This is a genomic window from Desulfovibrio litoralis DSM 11393 (assembly GCF_900143255.1).
Taxonomy (GTDB): Bacteria; Desulfobacterota; Desulfovibrionia; order Desulfovibrionales; family Desulfovibrionaceae; genus Frigididesulfovibrio_A; species Frigididesulfovibrio_A litoralis.
The window spans coordinates 50,135-69,893 of sequence record NZ_FRDI01000011.1; the positions used below are offsets into that span (position 1 = coordinate 50,135).

Annotated in this window: 17 protein-coding genes; 8 read left to right on the top strand and 9 right to left on the bottom strand. The window is 38.8% G+C overall.

The annotated features are described in order from the left end of the window. The 7 genes from BT999_RS09875 to BT999_RS09905 form a co-directional block, all read left to right on the top strand. Positions 1–204 (top strand): flagellar basal body L-ring protein FlgH (locus tag BT999_RS09875; protein WP_178139342.1); only part of this gene is annotated, 204 nt, incomplete at its 5' end. Between the two features lie 83 nt (positions 205–287). Then, a complete protein-coding gene (locus tag BT999_RS09880) occupies positions 288–1,418 on the top strand; it encodes a flagellar basal body P-ring protein FlgI (RefSeq protein ID WP_072697630.1) in 1,131 nt (376 codons plus the stop codon). Continuing rightward, entirely contained in the window at positions 1,419–3,245 is a 1,827-nt protein-coding gene (locus tag BT999_RS12555; protein WP_072697631.1) for a rod-binding protein, read from the top strand. Between the two features lie 82 nt (positions 3,246–3,327). Further along, positions 3,328–3,792, top strand: coding sequence for a flagellar export chaperone FlgN (flgN, locus tag BT999_RS09890; RefSeq protein WP_072697632.1), 465 nt, complete (start codon positions 3,328–3,330; stop codon positions 3,790–3,792). Then, positions 3,792–5,984, top strand: a complete 2,193-nt coding sequence (gene flgK, locus BT999_RS09895) for a flagellar hook-associated protein FlgK (protein WP_084650680.1) — start codon at positions 3,792–3,794, stop codon at positions 5,982–5,984. Before flgN ends, flgK begins: the two co-directional genes overlap by 1 nt. 12 nt (positions 5,985–5,996) lie before the next feature. After that, positions 5,997–7,637 carry a flagellin N-terminal helical domain-containing protein gene (locus BT999_RS09900; protein WP_072697633.1) on the top strand — a complete coding sequence of 547 codons (1,641 nt, stop codon included), beginning with the start codon at positions 5,997–5,999 and terminating at the stop codon, positions 7,635–7,637. Between the two features lie 44 nt (positions 7,638–7,681). Then, positions 7,682–8,527: a hypothetical protein gene (locus tag BT999_RS09905; protein WP_072697634.1), complete on the top strand. Its 846-nt coding sequence runs from the start codon at positions 7,682–7,684 to the stop codon at positions 8,525–8,527. 82 nt (positions 8,528–8,609) lie between these two features. Here the strand turns inward: BT999_RS09905 and BT999_RS09910 are convergent, their stop codons facing one another. The 3 genes from BT999_RS09910 to BT999_RS09920 form a co-directional block, all read right to left on the bottom strand. Continuing rightward, on the bottom strand, positions 8,610–9,821 hold the full coding sequence (locus BT999_RS09910) for a pyridoxal phosphate-dependent aminotransferase (RefSeq protein WP_072697635.1): 1,212 nt from the start codon (positions 9,819–9,821) through the stop codon (positions 8,610–8,612). Positions 9,822–9,885: 64 nt separating this feature from the next. Further along, positions 9,886–11,325 (bottom strand): radical SAM protein, encoded by a 1,440-nt coding sequence (locus tag BT999_RS09915; RefSeq protein WP_072697636.1) that lies wholly within the window; start codon positions 11,323–11,325, stop codon positions 9,886–9,888. Between the two features lie 75 nt (positions 11,326–11,400). After that, positions 11,401–13,077: an SH3 domain-containing C40 family peptidase gene (locus BT999_RS09920; RefSeq protein ID WP_072697637.1), complete on the bottom strand. Its 1,677-nt coding sequence runs from the start codon at positions 13,075–13,077 to the stop codon at positions 11,401–11,403. A 189-nt stretch (positions 13,078–13,266) separates the two neighbouring features. On the opposite strand from BT999_RS09920, the gene BT999_RS09925 reads away from it, so the two are divergent. After that, positions 13,267–13,728 carry a GyrI-like domain-containing protein gene (locus BT999_RS09925; protein WP_072697638.1) on the top strand — a complete coding sequence of 154 codons (462 nt, stop codon included), beginning with the start codon at positions 13,267–13,269 and terminating at the stop codon, positions 13,726–13,728. A gap of 146 nt (positions 13,729–13,874) precedes the next feature. Here the strand turns inward: BT999_RS09925 and BT999_RS09930 are convergent, their stop codons facing one another. From BT999_RS09930 to BT999_RS09955, 6 genes are all read right to left on the bottom strand, one after another. Next, positions 13,875–14,606, bottom strand: a complete 732-nt coding sequence (locus tag BT999_RS09930; protein WP_072697639.1) for an ABC transporter ATP-binding protein — start codon at positions 14,604–14,606, stop codon at positions 13,875–13,877. Then, positions 14,594–15,403 (bottom strand): ABC transporter ATP-binding protein, encoded by an 810-nt coding sequence (locus tag BT999_RS09935; RefSeq protein ID WP_072697640.1) that lies wholly within the window; start codon positions 15,401–15,403, stop codon positions 14,594–14,596. The genes BT999_RS09930 and BT999_RS09935 overlap by 13 nt, the downstream gene beginning before the upstream one ends. A 1-nt stretch (position 15,404) precedes the next feature. Further along, the gene (locus BT999_RS09940) at positions 15,405–16,460 is read right to left on the bottom strand and encodes a branched-chain amino acid ABC transporter permease (protein WP_072697641.1); all 1,056 of its coding nucleotides are present in this window, start codon (positions 16,458–16,460) and stop codon (positions 15,405–15,407) included. Then, positions 16,460–17,557, bottom strand: coding sequence for a branched-chain amino acid ABC transporter permease (locus BT999_RS09945; RefSeq protein ID WP_072697659.1), 1,098 nt, complete (start codon positions 17,555–17,557; stop codon positions 16,460–16,462). The genes BT999_RS09940 and BT999_RS09945 overlap by 1 nt, the downstream gene beginning before the upstream one ends. 225 nt (positions 17,558–17,782) lie before the next feature. Then, a complete protein-coding gene (locus BT999_RS09950) occupies positions 17,783–18,913 on the bottom strand; it encodes an ABC transporter substrate-binding protein (protein ID WP_425429663.1) in 1,131 nt (376 codons plus the stop codon). A gap of 226 nt (positions 18,914–19,139) precedes the next feature. Further along, positions 19,140–19,730: a TrmH family RNA methyltransferase gene (locus tag BT999_RS09955; protein ID WP_072697643.1), complete on the bottom strand. Its 591-nt coding sequence runs from the start codon at positions 19,728–19,730 to the stop codon at positions 19,140–19,142. Positions 19,731–19,759 lie beyond the last annotated feature (29 nt).

A 19,759-nucleotide genomic window follows, 5' to 3' on the forward strand; every position in this document is an offset into this window, starting at 1 on the left:
GCGAGAGAAGTTAAAGTTAACGCCGAAACTCAATATATGGTCGTTACGGGAATGGCAAGATCAAACGACGTTGCCTCAGACAACTCTATTCTCTCAACTCAAGTCGCTGATCTTAAAATAGAATATTACGGAAAAGGTATCCCCCTTGCTAAACAAAAAACCGGCTGGCTTACTCGTTTAATGGACAATATCTGGCCGTTTTAACAATTTTTAATTTTATCAATTGACTATTAGTAATTTTTCATAACTCTAACCTTGATTTTATTCTTATATTTAGGAGAACAAAAATGTTCCCAGCATTTTTAAGCTTATTTATCCAACGTTATTTTAAACTTCTCATCCTTTTTTGCTGTGTTTTAACTTTAAGCACGCCTGATCTTGCTCACGCAGTAAGAATAAAAGACCTCGCTTCTTTTAGTGGAGTACGAGACAACCAACTTGTTGGCTATGGTCTTATTGTAGGTCTTGGAGGAACAGGCGACAAAAAAGATTCGAATTTTACCATGCGTTCTATGGTTAGTATGCTTGAAAAAATGGGCGTTAACGTTGACCCGAGGCTAATGAAACCAAAAAACGTTGCTGCTGTTATGGTAACAGCTCGCATGCCTGTTTCTGCCAAACCCGGTTCCACTATAGACGTTACTGTCTCATCAATAGGTGATGCCACAAGTCTTTTAGGCGGAGTTTTATTACAAACCCCTCTAAAAGGGGTAGACGGAAAAGTTTACGGACTAGCACAAGGCTCTTTGGCACTAGGTGGTATTTCCGTTGAAGGCGTTGCGGGAACAGCTCAAAAAAATATTACAACCGTCGGGCGTATTCCCGGGGGAGCAATAATTGAAAAATCCATTCCTTTTGAATTTAACCAACAAGACCATATCGTACTCGCCATGCACGCCGCTGATTTCAGCACAACAAACCAAATTGCCGAAAGAATTAACGAGGCTCTCGGCGGCATTTTTGCAGCTCCCAAAGATGCTTCTACTATAAATTTACAGATTCCTACTGACTTTAGAGGCAATTTAGTTCCACTCATGGCATCACTTGAAAATATTGAAATTACTCCCGATCTTCCGGCAAAAATCATTGTTGATGAAAAAACGGGAACTATCGTACTCGGACGTGATGTGCGTGTTTCTAAAGTGGCGGTTGCACACGGAAACCTACAGCTAATAGTAAAAGAAGGGCAACAAGTTTCTCAACCTGCTCCGTTTAGCCAAGGACAAACCGTTGTTACACCACAAACAGACATCATGCTTAACGAAGAAAAACGTCGCCTTATCTTAATGGAAGGTGCAACTTTACAGGAATTGGTCGACGGTTTAAACGCTGTTGGCGCAACCCCAAGAGACTTAATATCCATCTTAAGGGCATTAAAAGCTTCCGGCTCTTTACATGCCGATTTGGAGGTAATCTAAATGAGTAACCCAATGGATAGTGCTATGGCACAACACGCCGTATCAGACCAAAATATGGTCGAAAAAAAGATACAACTTGATGCCCTGCGAAGCAATTTAGTTCCCGAACAAAGCAAAGAAAAGAAATTACGTGAAGCTTGTGAGGGTTTTGAATCCATCTTTATTCAAAAAATGTGGGAACAAATGCGTAAAACCGTTCCCAAAGAAGGTTATCTCCACAGTAAAGATGAAGAAATTTATCAATCTATGTTCGATCAGGAATTCGCAAAAAAAATGTCGAGTGCGGGTGGAATAGGTCTTGGCGATATGCTTTATGAGCAACTTAGTCAACAGCTCGGAGACAGCGCCAGAACAAAAACCCCAAACAAAAGATATGAGCCTTTACCTATAGAGCCAACTCGTTTGGAAGTTTTGCAAACTCCTCCAATCAATTATCAGGCTTATTATAATCAAGGACAAGATTCGTTAAATCTTCTTAATAACGTGAGTGCCGCCAATAGTGCGTTATATTCCGCATTAGACGAACAACTTGAAGCAATTCCCAAAGAAGAATCAGAAGACGAAAAACTTATAAACAACGCCCTTTCTGATTTGGAGATTTTCTCAAAAACTCAAGCCGCAATGAATAATGCGAATATACAAACCGCACAAGTAGCACAAGTAGCACAACCTTTACAACAACCTGTAGCTAATTTAGGCGAAAATGTTCCAAAACAACCTTCTGCCATTGGTAGAGTTACTTCACCAAGAAACAGTTTGGCTCAATCTCGCCAAAGTATCAGCCCGATAGACCGAGTACATGCTCAAGCCTCAAGTGCTGATGCAAAAGCGGAACTTGAGACTTTAAAGCAAGCTCAAAATACTGCCGCTCGCACGGCTCGTAAAGTTCAAAAACAACAGAATTCTGCACAAAACGGCATGAACGCACCTTATAACCAAATACAAAATCAACAGCCCATCAATATGCAGGCCGTTCAAGCAATGGCGATTGACCCTAATGCAAGCATTGCCAATATGGATTCTACTTTTAACCCTGAAATCGACGGAATAACCGCCTCAACAGGTACTCAAATTATTCCGCCTGAAGTAAGAGCAAAAATAGAAGAACGCCAGAAAGCATCGCAAGCACAGCTCAGTTCCCTTGGAAAACAAAATAATATTCAGGCAAACGGAGCAAATAACGTTCCTCTTTCCGCTATGACCCCAGAACAAGCTCAAGTCGCTCAAAGCGAAGTTCCGGCAGGTTCTAAAATCATAGTAGAACCGCCTCAAGCCGTACAAGGTGCAAGGATTCAAGAGCGTTCTCTCGGATCAAACTCCGCACCGGCCGTCTTTGGTCGCACAACTTTACAACCGCAACCAAATCTCAGCCAAAGCCAACAAGTTCCCGTAAGCGAAAATACCCAAACCAAGGGGCAACTACCGCTTAAAGACGCCAAACTAAGTTCAAACTTTGGTTGGCAGGAAAATATAAAGGGTGAAAAGATTTGGAATACGGGAGTAACCCTTGCCGCTAATGAAGCCAAAGAGGTTTCTGCTTTTATGGACGGCGAGTTAGCTTTCGCAGGGAAACACGATGAATACGGCGATCTTATAGTTGTAGACCATAAAAACGGTTTAAAAAGTTATTACGGAAACGCAAAACTAAACCAAAATACAAACGGATCTCAACCACAAGTCGGAGACCAAATTTTATCTGGCACTAATTTTGCTAAACTTTCAACAGACGAACAAAATCAACCAAACAGTTTATATTTTGAAGTCAGAAAGGGTGAACTCGCTTTAAATCCCTTAAACTTCTTAACAAATACTGAATTTAATGTTTAAAAAAACGACTTTGCCGAGTAAAAAATAAAAAAATACTCAGTCTAATTCAGATAAATTATACGCATAAACAAGGGAAAAAGTTATGAATAAGCAGATATACGGCATTCTTTTCCGCCAATATAAGGCACTTGAGCTTCTTTATGAACTTATGCAGGAAGAATTTACCCTTTTACAAGAAAGACGTAGTTCTGAAGTCAGTAATCTTGAATTTTCAATACACGAATTATTACGCCAGATAGCCGGCGAAAGACTTGATCTTCGCAATCTTCTTGGTGATATAACTTTACTTGATTATGCTAACTTACTACCTGAGGAAGAAGCGGAAGAGTTACGCTCCCTGTTTCATAAAATAGATAAACTTGAACAAACAACAGCAAGACAAGCAACTTTTAATACGGAAATATCTCTCGCTCTGCTTGATCAAAGCCAGTCAATGTTATCTTTTTTACATGACAGCTTTATTCCGAAAAACAATACTATCTACGGCGACAAAGGACTGGTTAAAGAACAACGTCCGGAAGCTGTTCTCTTTAGAGGGAGGTTATAATGGCTATTGGTTTAAACAGTCTTTTAAATATTGGTAACGGAGCCCTCTTTGCCAGTCAAGCCGCAATTAACGTAACCGGCAACAATATCGCCAACGTTGATAACCAAGCTTATTCACGTCAAGCAGTTAGACTTGAAGCAAATCATTCTATCGATTTTTACCCCGGTCAAATAGGACAAGGGGTAACCGCCGCCGAAGTTTATCGCTATTTCGACAGATTTATCGAAAAATCATATTTAGATAAATATAGCTCTCAAAACCGCTATGAAACTCAAAACGGTATTCTTCGTAGTATAGAAAATATTTTCAACGAAACAAACTCTCCGGGAATTTCTTCTTTGTTTGATAAGTTTTTAAAAGACTGGCAACAAATTGCTCAAAGACCCGACGATATGGCAACACGCTCTGCCTTGCTTGCCAATACTAGCAACTTTACCAAGGTAATCAGAGATACTGACCTCTCTATGGTCAAAGTTCAAAGAGAAATAGATAAATTAGTAGAAGCAAACGTTGAAGAAGCCAACAAGCTGATTCAACAAATAGCAGACCTAAATAAACAAATTCAAATACACAACGATCCGGGAAAAAATAACGCCAACTCCTTAATGGACGCAAGAGACGAAGCCACCAGAAAACTCTCTTCTATCATTGATATAGACGTTATAGACAGAGGGGGAGGCAACTATTCCATCACCACTCGTGCCGGAAAAACTCTTGTGAATGATAGCGACCATTTTGGCTTAGTCTTTAAGCCAAGCAATTCTCAAGCCGACCTTATGCCTAACTCTGCTTTTACGGGAAATGTAACGGCTGTTGGCGATGATTATAACGAATATACCCTTGAAATAACTCAAGCGATCGACAACAGTACTGTTCCACCAACTCCCGCACAGTTTAGAGTTTCATTGGACGGCGGACGTACTTGGTTGCGTAACGATGACGGATCTGTTCAGCTTTTTGATGTTACCGATAAAGACAGCCCTGTCAGGGTACATAATATCGAAGTTTCTTTTTCTGAAAACTTTGAGGCCCTGCAAGCAGGCGATAAATTTACCGTTATGCCGAAATCAGGCGTTTATTATGATCACCCGACCAAAGGGCTTGAGAATATTACACCAATGATTATGCCTGATGGAAGCGACCGTGAAGGACGTATGACGGGCGGAGCTATAGCCGGTTTATTAATCACTCGTGATTACGAAATAGGCAAGATAAGAGATAAACTTCAAGCCTTTGCTCAAAGTTTAACTTGGGAAGTAAACCGCCTTCACAGCCAAGGTACAGGTACCGAAAAACTCAGTTATCTTTTGGGAACTTATCAAGTACGCGATTCTAATATCCCTCTCGGTTCAGACGCATCAACCTTAGCTTGGCGTGATCGTTTAAACCAACTTGCAAACGTGCAGTATAATGCGACAACGGGACAAGTTGAAAGCGTTAAACCCGGAAACGTAACATTTTTTATTTACGATAAAACAACCGGCGACCCGATTATGTCGAAAGCTCTTGATTTTAGCCATAAATTAAGTGCGTTTGGTAACGGTTTTGACCCAACAATACATTCTTTGGACGATGTTGCTACAGCAATTAATAACAGCTTTCTAGACCCAAATACAAACCAGCCTTTATTGAATGCCGCCGTCGTTGACGGAAGATTACAAATAAATCCTACAGATCCAAACCAAACAACTTTTGGAATGGTTGATGATACTAGCGGAATTTTAGCAGCCCTTGGCGTAAACACCTTTTTCAGTGGCGGCGAAAACCCTCAAAGTCTTGCAATTAGAGATGAGATCGGGGTTAATCTTAACCTGATTAACGCAGCCCGCATTAACGGCGGAGCAGAAGCCAACGGTGGAGACAACATAACCGCCAAGGCTATTGGTGATCTTGCCAGTACAAAGGTTTCTATTAGAGCATCTTTTGAACGCCCGATGAGTCAAACTCTTGGTACTTATTACAACGGAATAGTAGCTCAAGTGGGTGCAAACACCTCCGCAGCGTCGTTTAACGCACAAATGAACCGTACAATGGCAAGCGATTTAGATTCACGCCAAGAAGAAATACGTGGCGTTAACTTAGATGAAGAAATGGCAAACTTGATTAAATATCAATCATCATACAAAGCGGCTGCCAAGTTGATCACAACCGCAGACCAAATGTTACAAACTGTTTTGTCTCTAAAAAATTAAGAGAGGTCTATAATGGGCTTAAGAGTTTCACAACGTCAAATATTTCAAAGCACTATCGGCAATATGAATAATACCCTCTCAGGGCTGATGGAATCAAACCTTCAGGCTTCAAGCCAAAAAAAGGTTAACCGTCCATCTGATGACCCCGTCGGTATGGCACGTATTTTATCATATCGCTCTGAAATCACAGCGTTATCATTTAACCAAACAAATATCAAAGAAGCGGCGGGTTGGCTAAAAATGGCTGATTCTGCTTTATCTGACGCAAGCTCAGGGGTAAGCGGAATTATTACAACGCTCAAAGCCCTCGCCAATCAATCATCTACCAGCACTGTATCAGCTGAAAACCGTAAACAAATTGCCGTTCAAGTACGTGAATTAATGGGAACATTAATCAACTTAGCAAACTCTGAATATGGCGGACGCAAAATATTTGCAGGACATAAAACAGATCAACCGGCCTACTCTCTCGGCTTAAACGTTAGCACAAAAGATTCAAATTTAGACGATACTTTATATAATGTTGTTTCCGGTGCAACTCACCTTACAACAATAGTTCAATTTACTTCTGATGGCCCACTAAATACCGGTTCAACATTCCGTTATTCTATAGACGGCGGTAAAAATTGGAGTATTGACGGAACAGTAAGCGGAACCGGCACAAGTAGCGACCCTTTTGCTTTAACTTTGCCTGCGGCCGGTGGAAAAGTAGAGATGCGTTCCGCATCAGGGACTGTTCCTTACGCCCCAACCGTTACTTCCGTAGATATAACCAATGATAAAGACAGTAATAACGGAACTTGGATGTATATTCGTCCAACAGCTGTTTATCACGGTGATACCAACGATCTTCCACCTGTTGTACGTTCTTATCCAAGTGCGGGAGTTTCTACTGCCAAGGCGAGCGGATTTTTTGAACGTGATATAGCCGTTAGAATTCAAGAAATAAGCGGCGGAACAGTAACTTATTCTTACAGTATGAACGACGGTAAAGATTGGATTAAAGCCTCTGCTCCGATTAACGCCACGGGCGAAACTCGCCTGCCTGTTCCCGGTGGATTTTTAGACTTTCCCGCCGGTCAACCTGTTGTAACTACCGACATCAACGCACAATATATGATTCACCCCGAAAGAGCCGACATCTTTTTTGAAGTCGGTCCTGATGAATCAATAAGAGTCAACAACATTGGTAAAGATATTTTTGGCGGTATTTATAGCCCAAGTAGAAGGCCTGAGGACTTTGACCCGACCTTTCCAATTCCGGCAATCAAAGATAAATTACCAGCAGGCACAGATAAATATCCTGCCGGAGAAGGCGAAGAAAATAACCTTTTTGAAGTTGTTGGGCGTTTTATTGCCGCTCTTGAAACCAACTCTCAAGAGGGTTGTCAAACCGCACTCGAAGCTTTAAACACTTCTCATAACCAAATTCTGACTGCCGCCGCTAACGTTGGTGGAAGATCAGAACGCCTATCAACTATTGATTACATCACTTCATTTAGAGTAGATGCTAGCAAAGAAGGACTAAGCACCATTGAAGATGCTGATTTAAGCGAACTAATGACTCGCTTGGCTCAACAACAACTCGCTTATAACGCAGTTTTAAAGTCATCTTCCATGGTTATGCAAATGAGCTTATTAAACTTTGTTTAAACCAATAGTTATATAATTATACATTACAAAAAAAGAAAAAAATAATGTCTATCACAAGCAAAACAGTTTTATATTCTCGTTTTATGAATATTGCTGTTTTGCTTGTTTGTTTTTTTATGACGGTCAATCAAGCATATTCAGACGACAATTCCAATCTATTACAAAAAATAGATGGCAGTTGGCGAGCAGATATGAAAGCAACTTATGAGTATAATCGAAAAAACAATATGGTTGAGTCTGTCCCCATAGGCTGTATGGTCTTTACGATAGATGCAAGAAAAAATACTTATACTTTTCACTATGAATGCCCTGATGAGGACGAAGACCCCAGATTAACAACGATTACCCCTATAGCAAACCCTAAGCTTATAAATAACAACATAGTCATACAAGTTGATATCAGTACATTCACTTTTTTTCCCGAAAAGGAAGGCAAACGCACAGTTCTTATTGACTGGGGAACAACACCACCCACAAAAGATTTTATTGTCTTCGAAAAATATGACAGAAACGCCACCATGCCGGAAGTTTTAGCCCTACAGGGCGATTGGGTTTTTGACATTGATAAAACAATGGAACAATACAAAACATCGTCAGGCGGAGAATGGAAAGATGTTAGAAAAGGCATGACGGCAAGTACAAAAGAATTAAGTGTAAATATAAAAGTTATTGGTGGAAACAAAGTAGCCATAACTTTTTACAATAATAAAGTTATACGTCAAGGTCAGAATGATAAAGAAATTAGTTTAAGACAAGTCAATGATAAAGGTGTTCTGTCAATAAAAGGGCGATACTCATATGATACTCCAGTCATGGCAATATTTAACGGTTTTTTATATTATAATGACGGATATAATCAAGGCGACTGGGTTTTTCGCAGAAAAAAATAACCTTATGTTAATAATACAAAAAGACCACGAAACAAACTCTCGTGGTCTTTTTCTTTTTGTTTACATAACTATATAAAAATAACTACTTAACGCTGTCTAATGCTCTTTTAAAGCCGGCTTCCGAGCGTTTAATAACCGCTTCGTCAACACAAAAAGCCAAGCGAAAATAACCCGCACCATTAAAGCCAGAACCCGGCACAGCCAATATTTTTTCTTTTAATAAAGGTCCATTCACAAAAGCCACGTCATCGCCTAATTTGCCTTTTTGAGCGTTAGGTGCTTTAACAAAGAAATAAAACGCACCTTTCGGCATGAAAAATTCATAACCTGCCTTGGTTAAAACTTCTGCCATTAATGCCCTGCGACGAGCATAAACAGAGGCATCAACCTGCGATTCCAAGCCGGCTAACATGAGATATTGTCCCACAACCGGCGGATTTACAAAGCCTAAAATACGAGAAGCTAAAGTTAAGCCCGCCATAAGTTCGGCTCTTTCTTTCATTAATGGAGAAAGGGCAATAAAACCAATACGTTCACCGGGTAAAGATAAACTTTTAGAAGCAGAGTTAACAACCATAGAGGCGGAATATATGCTTAAAATTGGCGGAACAATCGCATTATCATAAGTGAGAAAACGATAAGGTTCATCAGAAATAAGATAAATATCATAACCGAATTCAGCACTTTTCTTTTTTAATATTGCGGCCAAGGCTTTTAGGCTTTCGGCTGAATAAATTTGCCCTGTTGGATTATTGGGTGAGTTCATCATTAAAGCTTTAGTTTTTGGCGTTAAGGCTTTTTCAATCGCCTCTAAATCAAGCTCAAAAGTATCAGGTTTTGAAGCCACTGTTTCAAAAACTCCGCCATAATTACCTACATAAAAACCATATTCAACAAAGTTTGGCGAAATACCTAAAATTTTGTCTCCATGCTCCAAAATAGTACGAAAAATAGTGTTTAAACCACCGGCCGCACCAACAGTAGCGATAATTTCATTAGCAGTTAATTCAACACCTTGTTCTTTACTTAAGTGTTTTGCCAACGCTTCTCGCAAAACAGGCAAGCCCGCATTAGGCATATATCCGAAAGCAAACGGCTTAGTCGCATTTTCCGACAAGCGTTTTAATTCTTTAGCAATGATTTCAGGTGGTGCGAGGTCGGGGTTTCCTAAGCTAAAATCACAAACCGCTTCTTCCCCAAATTCTTTTTTTAAAGCAATACCTGCTTCAAACATGCGACGAATCCATGATGCATTTTTAATAATTTCTTGAATATTTTTTGCAACTGCTGACATATTTAACTCCGTTAAAAGTAAAAAGTGTTGATGCCACAATTTAATTATAATGTTAAAAAATTAATTAATCAAGAGGCTTAACAATTAAAACCTCGTCGTTTATCCGCATAATTTCGGTCTGTATTATATTTGCAATACCAAAAGTTTTTTCAAACGCCATCTGTTCTTGTTTACTGCTTTCCCAAAAACAATCAACAAAAAACTGACTCACGCCTTTTTTTCCGTTTCGCTTATCGAGTTGACTTGAATTTAATTCAAAAACAAGTGCCTGAGCTATTTTTAAATCAAACAGACGCTTTAAAAAACTTTGTTTTTTTAACTCAATTAAATCACGCATCTGTTTCGCACGTTCTTTAATTAAATCTTTTTTAAGTTGATTCGGATAAGTTGCCGCCAAAGTTCCGGGGCGTTTGGAATAAGGGAATACATGGGCATAACTTAACGGTAGCTTATCAATAAAACACATATTTTCCAGCCATTCCCTTTCTGTTTCAGCGGGAAAGCCCACTAAAATATCCGCACCAAGACCAAAGACAGACCAAATTTGACTAACTTTTTCAATAAAATCATTAATTTGTTCAGGTTGATAATGCCCACGCTTCATACGCACTAAAGTTTCGGCAGAACCACTTTGTAAAGACAAATGTAAATGTGGAACTAAAATCCTGCTGTTTGCAATGCAATCAAGGGCTTCTGTGGTAAGTTGAGCCGGGTCAAGCGAGCTAAGACGAATACGCAAGGTTTTTTCCGGTTTAAATTCAACTAAAGCCTGTTCTAATTGAGGAATTAACTGCCATAAACTCGGCTTGAATTGTCTTAAATTAATACCGCTTAAAACTATTTCGCTTAAACCGCCGTTCACTAAGGCTTTGGCTTCATTGATAATATCATCAAACTCGCGGCTACGACTTACCCCACGAGTAAAAGGCACAATGCAATAAGCACAACCGTGAGAACAGCCGTCTTGAATTTTAATCGTTGCCCGACTGCGTTGGCGTGTATGCATTTTAAATGCAGGAAAAGGCAGGTCAACTCTTTGTCCCAAAGCATTTTTATTTTGACTTTCAAATAGCTCTCTTCTTGTTTTTTGAGCTTCAAGCAAATTAAAATCAAGTTCAGGGAGTTTTAGCAATAAATCTTTTTCTTCCGGCCTTAAACTCGCATGTAATTTCGTTTTTAAAAGGGGCTGTTCTATTTTTTTATCTTGATTAATATTATCGCCTGATAAAATCATGAATTCTTCTAAAGTCGCCGCACAGCCCGTAAAAATCATTTTAGCTTGCGGATTTGCTTGATGTAAGGCTAAACAGGCCCTACGAGCTGAACTGACCGCTCTCGCTGTTACTGCACAACTCGTCAAAACAATCAACTCAGCGACATCAGGCTCAACTTGACTCCAACCGGCTTTAAGCCACGCTTCAATAATGGCTTCGCTCTCATACTGGTTAACTCTGCAACCATGCGTAATTAAAGCGAAAGTATGTTTTAAAACAGGCTTATTCATAACTAGACAATTCGCTCAAACAAATGCAAAGATATTTTTTATTTATACTATTCACTGGTTTTTTATTCCATTTTTTTATTTCTTTTTGCCGCTAGTTTTTTTGTTCTTTGAGCTTTTTTGGGATTTTTTAGCTTTGCTGCTTTTGGCTTTATTGCCTTTAGTTTTTTTCTTGCTTTTTTTCTTGGAAACAGCTTTTTTGCTGACCACAGGGGTTTTATTTTCCACCTCAGGTAAAATCACAATACGCTCAATGCGGTCTAATAAGCCATTAGTACTCGCAACTTGAGGCAACTCCGCCCCCGGAGCCAAAGAACTAACCACAGCTCGCCCAATAATCAAACGCCCGTTAAAAATATTTACATCACAAGTATCACTATCTTCGGCATTTTCTTCATTTAAAGTTTCGTTGGTTTCAGGGTTGACTTGAACGGAATTCAAACCTGATTTCATGCGAATTCCCCAAACATTATGAAAAAAAGCAGGTCGCTTAGTCTTAGGGTGGTTACCAATATAAACGCCAATATGCCCCGGCATCCAGATTAAAGATTTAAACGGAATAGCATCTTTGGCGATAATGGCTTCTTTTTCTTGAGCGGTCATACCTTTAAGGTTAATAACCTTGCCCCAGCTCGCTTGTGCGGCAGAATTTCGAGGTAACCACATACCAAAAATCGCATAAAGATTTTTAGTGGTCGCCGAACAATCACGCAGTTCTTTATAGCCGCCCCAACCATAAGGCTGACCAATCATGGCGTTTCCGACTCTGGCAATATTATTCGGAGTTAAAGCCAAAGGTTTTACAACAGCTTCGTCTCCATGAAAGTTAGCTAAAGCAATTTTTGCTTTTCCATCACTGCCTTTAACAGGCACTTTAAGGGTTAACGAACCTTTATGTCCCTTTTTTGCGATAGGTAAAATTGTTCCGAGTTGTGCTTTTACGCCAAATTCTTGGATTTTTTTGTTCTCAAAGTTTAAAGGAACTTGATCTTGAATCACCGCCGCCCATTTACTGTTTCGCCATTCTGCTTCAAAACTTTCATCTACCTCAGTGATATTTTCAACATAGGTCCAACCACTGGCAGCCGGGGTTGAAAGCAAAGCCCAATGTCCATCAGCACTTAAATGCAAGACTTTAACGGGCGTGCCTAACCAAAGCATGGAGTTTTGAAAGTAGTCAAAAGGAGCTCCGTCGCTATATACATTTGGACTCAATAAAAATGGATCATAAGTGGGCATCAACCTTAAAGGCGTATTTTTAACGGTGATTGCATTAAAGGTGCGAGCAGGATAGGCTTTAACATTGCAATTTGCCTCTAAATTTGCCCAAGTAGCCAAAGAAAAAGGCTGTTTGTTTTTATCAAAGCCACGCTTTGGGTTTAAATAGCGTTGTCCTATAAATATTTCTTTAGCTGGTGGTAACTTGCTTAAATCCTTCCAAGCACGCAAAAAACGCTGGTTGCTTTTTTCATCATGCGATAACTGTTCGGCAAAACTCACTAAAGGAGCATTGAGGTTATAACCTTTATTGTGCTTGGCAAAATAAAGTAAGTCTTGAGGATAATCTTTTAAATCCTTACAAACAATAGGGATTGGCGGATAGGGATTATCTATTTTAACATTTAAGTTGACTGCTTTCTGATTCGAACCGGGAAATCCTGCATCAACGCCTTGTTTTTCTCTGGCACAAGAAGTTGTTAATAAAGGCAGTAAAAATATACAAATTAAACTTATTTTTTTTAATAGATTATGCACTGTTTTTTCCTACTTAAGAGCATTGCGTTATTTTTAATAAATAGCATATTTTTATAAAACATAAAATACTAAAAAATGGTAGTTTTTTCTGCAAAACTTTTTATATACAAAAAATATAAACTGTATAAGATAGTTAAATATTTTTTTGTTTAATTTTAACCTATTACTTAACATTTTAAAGGATAGATAATGAATCAAGATATTACCATTTTAGACTTACCGGCTACAACAGTGATTTCAAAACGCTTTATCACAAGTTTAGAAACAATAGCCGAAGATATGGGAAAAGTATTTACTGATTTACTTAACGAACTAACAGAAGCCGAAGCCGCCATGATGGCGCCACCTTTTGCTTTATATTACTGTGAAGATTTTGATCCTAAACATATTGATACTGAAGTTTGCCTGCCTGTTTCTCCTAATATAGCTAAGCTAAAAGATAAAATAAAAACCATAGAGGCTGTTCAAGGCGGTGCAAGTATTATTCACAAAGGTCCGTATAATACAACAGAACCTAGCTATTGTAAGCTTTTTACTTGGATTAATGGAAATGAAAAAGTAAAAAATGGCCCTATTCGTGAAATATATTTAAACGACCCTGATGTAGTAAAGCCTGAAGAAATATTGACTCAAATCGTTGTGCCTGTTTAAACCCAAGATATAAGTTATAAAAAATGCCCAAATAAAGTTTAGTTTTTACTTTATTTGGGCATTTTATGTATTCATGAATGAAGCCAATTTGAACCTATTGTACAATAGTCTCAAAAAAATATTCGCCAAGAACTAGTCGCCAAGAACTAACCGCCAAGATAAGCACTTTTTACTTTTGGGTCGGTCAAAAGTTTTTTGCCTTCGCCTTCAAGGACTATAGAACCAACCTCGAGAATATAGGCTCGATGTGCAATATGCAAGGCAGCAAACGCATTTTGTTCAATCAACAAAATTGTTTTTCCCATAGCGTTAATTTGACAAATCGTATTAAACAGCTCACGCACTAAAATAGGTGCTAAGCCCAAAGAAGGTTCATCTAAAATCAATAGGTCGGGGTTACTCATTAACGCCCTACCCACGGCAAGCATTTGTTGTTCTCCGCCTGATAAAGTTCCGCCTTTTTGCCAGGCTCTTTCTTTAAGACGTGGAAAGAGAGTATAAACCCAATCCATATCTTTTAAGATGCCTTCTTTATCATTACGAATATACGCCCCAAGCTGTAAATTTTCTTCAATGGTTAAGTGAGGTAAAATACGTCGTCCCTCAGGGCTCATGGCTATTCCGACTTTAACAATATCTTCAGGTAGCATTACCATAGTATTTGACAACAGCTTAATATTTTCGCCGTTGGGACGCTTATAATTAATCTCGCCGGAAACCTGTTTAACCAAGCCCGTAATAGCGCGCACCGTACTGCTTTTTCCCGCACCATTCGCACCAATTAAAGTAACAATCTGACCTTTGGGGATATTTAAAGAAATGCCTTTTACAGCGTGAATCCCGCCATACCATACATGCAGATCAGTTATACGCAGCATTGTTCTTCCTTTTCATTTTCATAAAGTTCATTAATCTCATCACCAAGATAAGCGGCGATAACAGCAGGGTTTTTCTGTATTTCATGTGGGTTGCCATTAGCAATTAAGCTACCATATTCCAACACCCAAATATGTTCACAAACGCCCATAACTACTTTCATATCATGTTCGATTAACAAAATACTTAAATCAAACTCAGAGCGAATTTCTTTAATAAAATCAAGCAATTCTAAACTTTCTTGAGGGTTCATTCCGGCGGCAGGTTCATCTAGCAATAACAATTTAGGCTGAGTCGCCAAAGCTCTGGCTATTTCCAAGCGTCTTTGAGCCCCATAAGGTAGAGAGGTAGCAAGTTCGTCGGCATATTCTGCTAAACTTAATCGCTCTAAGAGTTCATAAGCGTTGCGTCTAATCTCTCTTTCTTCTTTCATAGCACTGGGAAGGCATAAAGGAATAGTCCACCAAGCATATTTTCGCCTAACATGCCCGCCAACCATAACGTTTTCTAAGGCTGTTTGGTTAGTAAAAAGGCGAATGTTTTGGAAGGTTCGAGCAACCCCTCGCCCGCAAATTTCGTGAGTACTTTTTTCAGATATTTTTTCTTGTTTAAAGAAGATTTCACCCTCAGTAGGCTTATAAAAACCACTGATAAGGTTAAAAACTGTTGTTTTACCTGCTCCATTTGGTCCGATTAAGCCGATTATCTTGTCTTTAGGAACATTCATGGTTAGTTCTTTAACGGCTGTTATTCCGCCAAAACGAATAGTTACGTCATTTAGCTCAAGGATATTGCTCATCTTAGTTATCTCCTTTAACTAAGCTGGCTGAACTTTGCTTTTTCAGAAGCCAATCCCAGTTAAATTCACGCATTCCTAAAATACCTTTACGTCTAAACAAGATAATAAAGAGTAGGGCGAGTGAAAAAATAACCATACGCATGCCCGGAATACCCGGTATTGTGAAGATTGATAAATCCATTGGTGCTTCGACAAAACGCAACCATTCCAGTAAAATAGTAATCAAAATACTGCCTACAATACTGCCCGTTATAGAGCCGAGCCCTCCGGCAACAACAATCATCAAAATATTAAACGTTAATAAAAAGTTAAACATTTTAGGGTCGATAGTTGTAATCAAGCTACCCATTAATGCGCCGCCGACTCCGGCAAAAAAAGCCCCTATGCAGAACGACAACAGTTTATAACGAAAAACGTTTATTCCCATAACTTTCGCGGCTATTTCATCATCTCGAATGGACTTTAAAATATTACCAAAGTTACTGTTTAATATTCTAACAATAAAATATACGGCGATAACGAGCCAAATATAGTTCCACCAAACATTGGCATAATCGGGAATACCCTTTAAGCCCAAAGCACCGTTGGTAACAGAATTTGACATAGTAATAACTATACGAATAATTTCAGCAAAACCCAAAGTCGCTATACCTAAATAATCGCCCCCCAAACGCAAAACAGGGAAGGCAATAAAAAAGGCACACAAAGCGGCGACTAAACCACCGGCAACAACCGAAACAAAAAATGGAGCTTGGATAACCGAAATAGGCCAAACAACTTCTTCTAAAATCCAAAGCATTTCTTTTTGTGCCGGCGTTAAAATAAGCAAAGCCGAAACATAAGCACCAATCGCCATAAATCCGGCATGTCCTAAAGAAAATAGCCCGGTAAATCCATAAATCAAGTTTAACGAAATAGCTAAAATAGCGTTTATAGCAATCAAGTTAATAACTTGTATTTGATAACCATCAAGAAACTTTTCCGCCCAATAAATAGCTAGAAAAAGTAATATAACGCTAAAAATATTTAATAATAAGCGAATTTTTGAATCTGTCATTAAATCTTATCCTCTATTTTTTCACCCATAAGTCCGGTGGGTTTAATTAATAAAATAACAATAAGCAAGACAAACGCAAAAGCATCACGATAACCGGAGAGGCTCGGGAAAAAGGCTACTGTCATAATTTCTACAAAACCTAAGAATAAGCCACCGACAATTGCCCCTTGGATAGAACCAATTCCACCAAAAACAGCGGCGATAAAAGCCTTAAAACCGGGTAATACACCAATAAACGGGTGAATTTGAGGATAGCGTAACGCCCACATTATCCCGGAGGCCGCCGCTAAAGCGGAACCTAGAGCAAAAGTCAAAGCAATAATTTGGTTTACTTTAACGCCCATTAAACGGGTTGTTTCAATATCTTTAGAAATCGCTCGCATAGCCAAACCGGGTTTGGTTTTATAAACTATCCATAAAAGTAAACCCGCAAGGCTCAAAGAAACACAAGGAATTAAAATAGAAATCGGTAAAATGCTAAAACCGGAAAATTTAATCGAGTCTACCAACCATTCAGGCTGATAAACAGGCTTTGGCACACCGCTAAACAACACAAGAGCAAGGTTTTCTATTAAAAAAGATACGGCAATGGCACTAATTAAAGCAGAGATACGAGGTGCGTTTCTTAAGGGTTTATATGCGGCCTTTTCAACAATCACCCCACAACACGAAGCAAAAATGATTGCGAGAATTACAGCTAAAGCCCAAGGCAGCAAAATCGACATATTTAGAGTATAAGAAGCAAATCCGGCAATCAAAAACAATACAACACAAAAAAGATAAATTTTTGAAGAGCGAGAACCAAGGCTAGGAGAAGATTGTGTAGTTATCATATTACGTTTTCTACTAAAAAACCAAATAATTAAAGTAATGACACTACAAAGTAAAAAGAACCAAAGCATTCCCTCATTCGGAAAGACAATAGGCATTCCCATAAAAAATACAAAATATGCCCCAAGCATAAAAATATCGCCATGAGCAAAGTTAATCAGCCTTAAAATACCATAAACCATAGTATAGCCGATAGCAACCAAACCATAAAGCGAACCCAACATCAAGCCATTCAGCAACTGTTGAAAAAATACGGTTGGAGACATTAAATTAAGGTGTGCCGAAAACCACTCCAAAAAACTTTCCATATGCTATATAATCCTGATGTTAATTTAAACAAAAAAATAAATTAATATAACTTATTATAAAAAAAGAGACTTAAATCAAAGATAAAACAAACAACCGTTCAAATAAAAAAGCCTTGCCTTATGAAACAAAAAAGACCAAGTTTCATCATTTCATAAGGCAAACGACTTTTTAAAACATATTAACTACATTTCAGGCTGAACAGTACCTACGAATACTCTCTTACCATTTTGAATTTCGATAACACCAACAGGCATTTCGGCATCATGAGAAGCATTCAAAGTTAAGCTTCCCAAAGGAGTAGGCAAGTTTTTGGTTGCTTCCAAAGCCTTGGCAACAGCAGTAGGTTCGTCTGAACCCGCACGTTTAAAGGCATCAACATACATCATATAACTTGTGTAACCCAAAGCGGCGTTTACGTTAACTTCTTTTTTAGGATAAGCTTTTTTCCAAGCTTCAGTAAAAGCCTTGGCTTCCGGAGAACTATCGGTAGCGGCGGCATCATAAGGGAAAGTTGTATGGAGGAAACCATCGGCGGCTTTACCGGCAATAGCAACGGTTTCAGGGTTATCCATAGCATCAGCACCCATCATACGGAAAGTAGCACCAAGATCACGAGCTTGTCTCATGATAATACCACCTTCGGCAAAATAAGCGGGAATAAATACAACATCAGGTTTTTTAGAAATAATTTCAGTCAACTGAGCGGTAAAGTCTTGGTCGCCTGAGCTATACTGTGCTTTTGATACTACTTTTCCACCAAGTTTTTTGAATGATTTTTCAAAAAATCCTGATAAACCAACAGCATAGTCGTTAGAAACGTCCATCAAAATAGCGGCGGTTTTAGCATTTAAGTTTTTAGCGGCATAAGTTGCAGCGGCAGCACCTTGATAAGGGTCAATAAAGCAAGCGCGGAAGTAATACTTTTTACCCATGGTAACAAGCGGGTTGGTGCAAGAAGTTCCGATAACCGGAGTTTTTGCTTTCTCAGCAACTTCACCACCGGCAATAGCTAAAGAAGAACCATAAGTTCCGATAATGGCGTTAACTTTATCTTTTTCGGTCAAGCGTTTAACTGCGTTTGCGGCTTCGACCTTATCAGATTTATTATCAACGATAATAAGTTCTACTTTTTTCCCTAAAATTTCAGGGTATAACTTGTGAGCAAGCTTAATACCCTCAAGTTCCAATTCTCCACCAAACGCATTTTGTCCGGTCAATGGAAGATAAACACCCATTTTAATTGTATCTCCGGCTAAAGCAGTTCCGGCACAAAAAACAGTCATCATCAAACCGGCAAAAAAACTTTTAAGCATCATAAAACGACTCCTCTCATTAAGGTTGTTAATAAAATGACAGCAAAAAACCTCTACAAAAACTGTATAACTTTAAACGTAAAAAAAAATTTAAGCAAGAATATTCATATTCATTGCACAACCCTATAAAACAATAATCATTTTAATAAATTACACAAACAACATTAAAAACTTGAAAGGATAAACATTAAAGGATTAAACATTAAGATTTTGTTTTTATTTACTTTTATTTTTCAAGCCAAGTTCTTATTTTTTCTTGTAACACAGCCTCGGAATATTGAGGTTGATCATATTTTCCCGCCGCCAAACGTTGGCGCGAAGCCTCAGACAACATAATTGCCGCCGCAACGGAAACGTTAAAGCTTTGAATCATTCCATACATCGGGATATAAACTTCAGCATCAACAACACCAGTAAACTCAGGGTCAACGCCCCTGTGTTCATTTCCCAAAATAATCGCCGTCGGCTTGATTAAATCAAAACTGCTTAAAGGTCTGGCGCTCGGGGTGCAACTTGTTGCCAAAACCTGCATATTTTGGCTTTTTAAGTTAGCAACAAGCTCTTTAACATCATCATGACGCTGGGTATCGACCCATTTTTTTGCCGAAGCCGAAGAAACTCCCGACAAAGTAGGAAAAGGCGTATCAGTATAATATAAATGAATTTTTTCAACACCAAACGCATCGGCACTACGATAAATCGCAGATACGTTATGAGGGTCATGCACGTTTGCCAAAACTAAAGTTAAGTCGGGTTGGCGTTTTGATAAAACATATTCTATGCGTTTTGTTCTTTCTTGGGTTCTTTCTCTACTCATAATTTAATTCTTTTTTAAAGGTTAAAGTC

Excerpts from the sequence above, each read along its gene's own strand:
- BT999_RS09880 (WP_072697630.1), top strand. The coding sequence starts at position 288 with ATGTTCCCAGCATTTTTAAGCTTATTTATCCAACGTTATTTTAAACTT.
- flgN (WP_072697632.1), top strand. The coding sequence starts at position 3,328 with ATGAATAAGCAGATATACGGCATTCTTTTCCGCCAATATAAGGCACTT.
- BT999_RS09940 (WP_072697641.1), bottom strand. The coding sequence starts at position 16,460 with ATGACAGATTCAAAAATTCGCTTATTATTAAATATTTTTAGCGTTATA.
- BT999_RS09945 (WP_072697659.1), bottom strand. The coding sequence starts at position 17,557 with ATGTCTCCAACCGTATTTTTTCAACAGTTGCTGAATGGCTTGATGTTG.
- BT999_RS09925 (WP_072697638.1), top strand. The coding sequence starts at position 13,267 with ATGAATCAAGATATTACCATTTTAGACTTACCGGCTACAACAGTGATT.
- BT999_RS09915 (WP_072697636.1), bottom strand. The coding sequence starts at position 11,325 with ATGAATAAGCCTGTTTTAAAACATACTTTCGCTTTAATTACGCATGGT.
- BT999_RS09900 (WP_072697633.1), top strand. The coding sequence starts at position 5,997 with ATGGGCTTAAGAGTTTCACAACGTCAAATATTTCAAAGCACTATCGGC.
- BT999_RS09910 (WP_072697635.1), bottom strand. The coding sequence starts at position 9,821 with ATGTCAGCAGTTGCAAAAAATATTCAAGAAATTATTAAAAATGCATCA.
- flgK (WP_084650680.1), top strand. The coding sequence starts at position 3,792 with ATGGCTATTGGTTTAAACAGTCTTTTAAATATTGGTAACGGAGCCCTC.
- BT999_RS09935 (WP_072697640.1), bottom strand. The coding sequence starts at position 15,403 with ATGAGCAATATCCTTGAGCTAAATGACGTAACTATTCGTTTTGGCGGA.
- BT999_RS09955 (WP_072697643.1), bottom strand. The coding sequence starts at position 19,730 with ATGAGTAGAGAAAGAACCCAAGAAAGAACAAAACGCATAGAATATGTT.
- BT999_RS09930 (WP_072697639.1), bottom strand. The coding sequence starts at position 14,606 with ATGCTGCGTATAACTGATCTGCATGTATGGTATGGCGGGATTCACGCT.
- BT999_RS09905 (WP_072697634.1), top strand. The coding sequence starts at position 7,682 with ATGTCTATCACAAGCAAAACAGTTTTATATTCTCGTTTTATGAATATT.
- BT999_RS09950 (WP_425429663.1), bottom strand. The coding sequence starts at position 18,913 with ATGCTTAAAAGTTTTTTTGCCGGTTTGATGATGACTGTTTTTTGTGCC.
- BT999_RS12555 (WP_072697631.1), top strand. The coding sequence starts at position 1,419 with ATGAGTAACCCAATGGATAGTGCTATGGCACAACACGCCGTATCAGAC.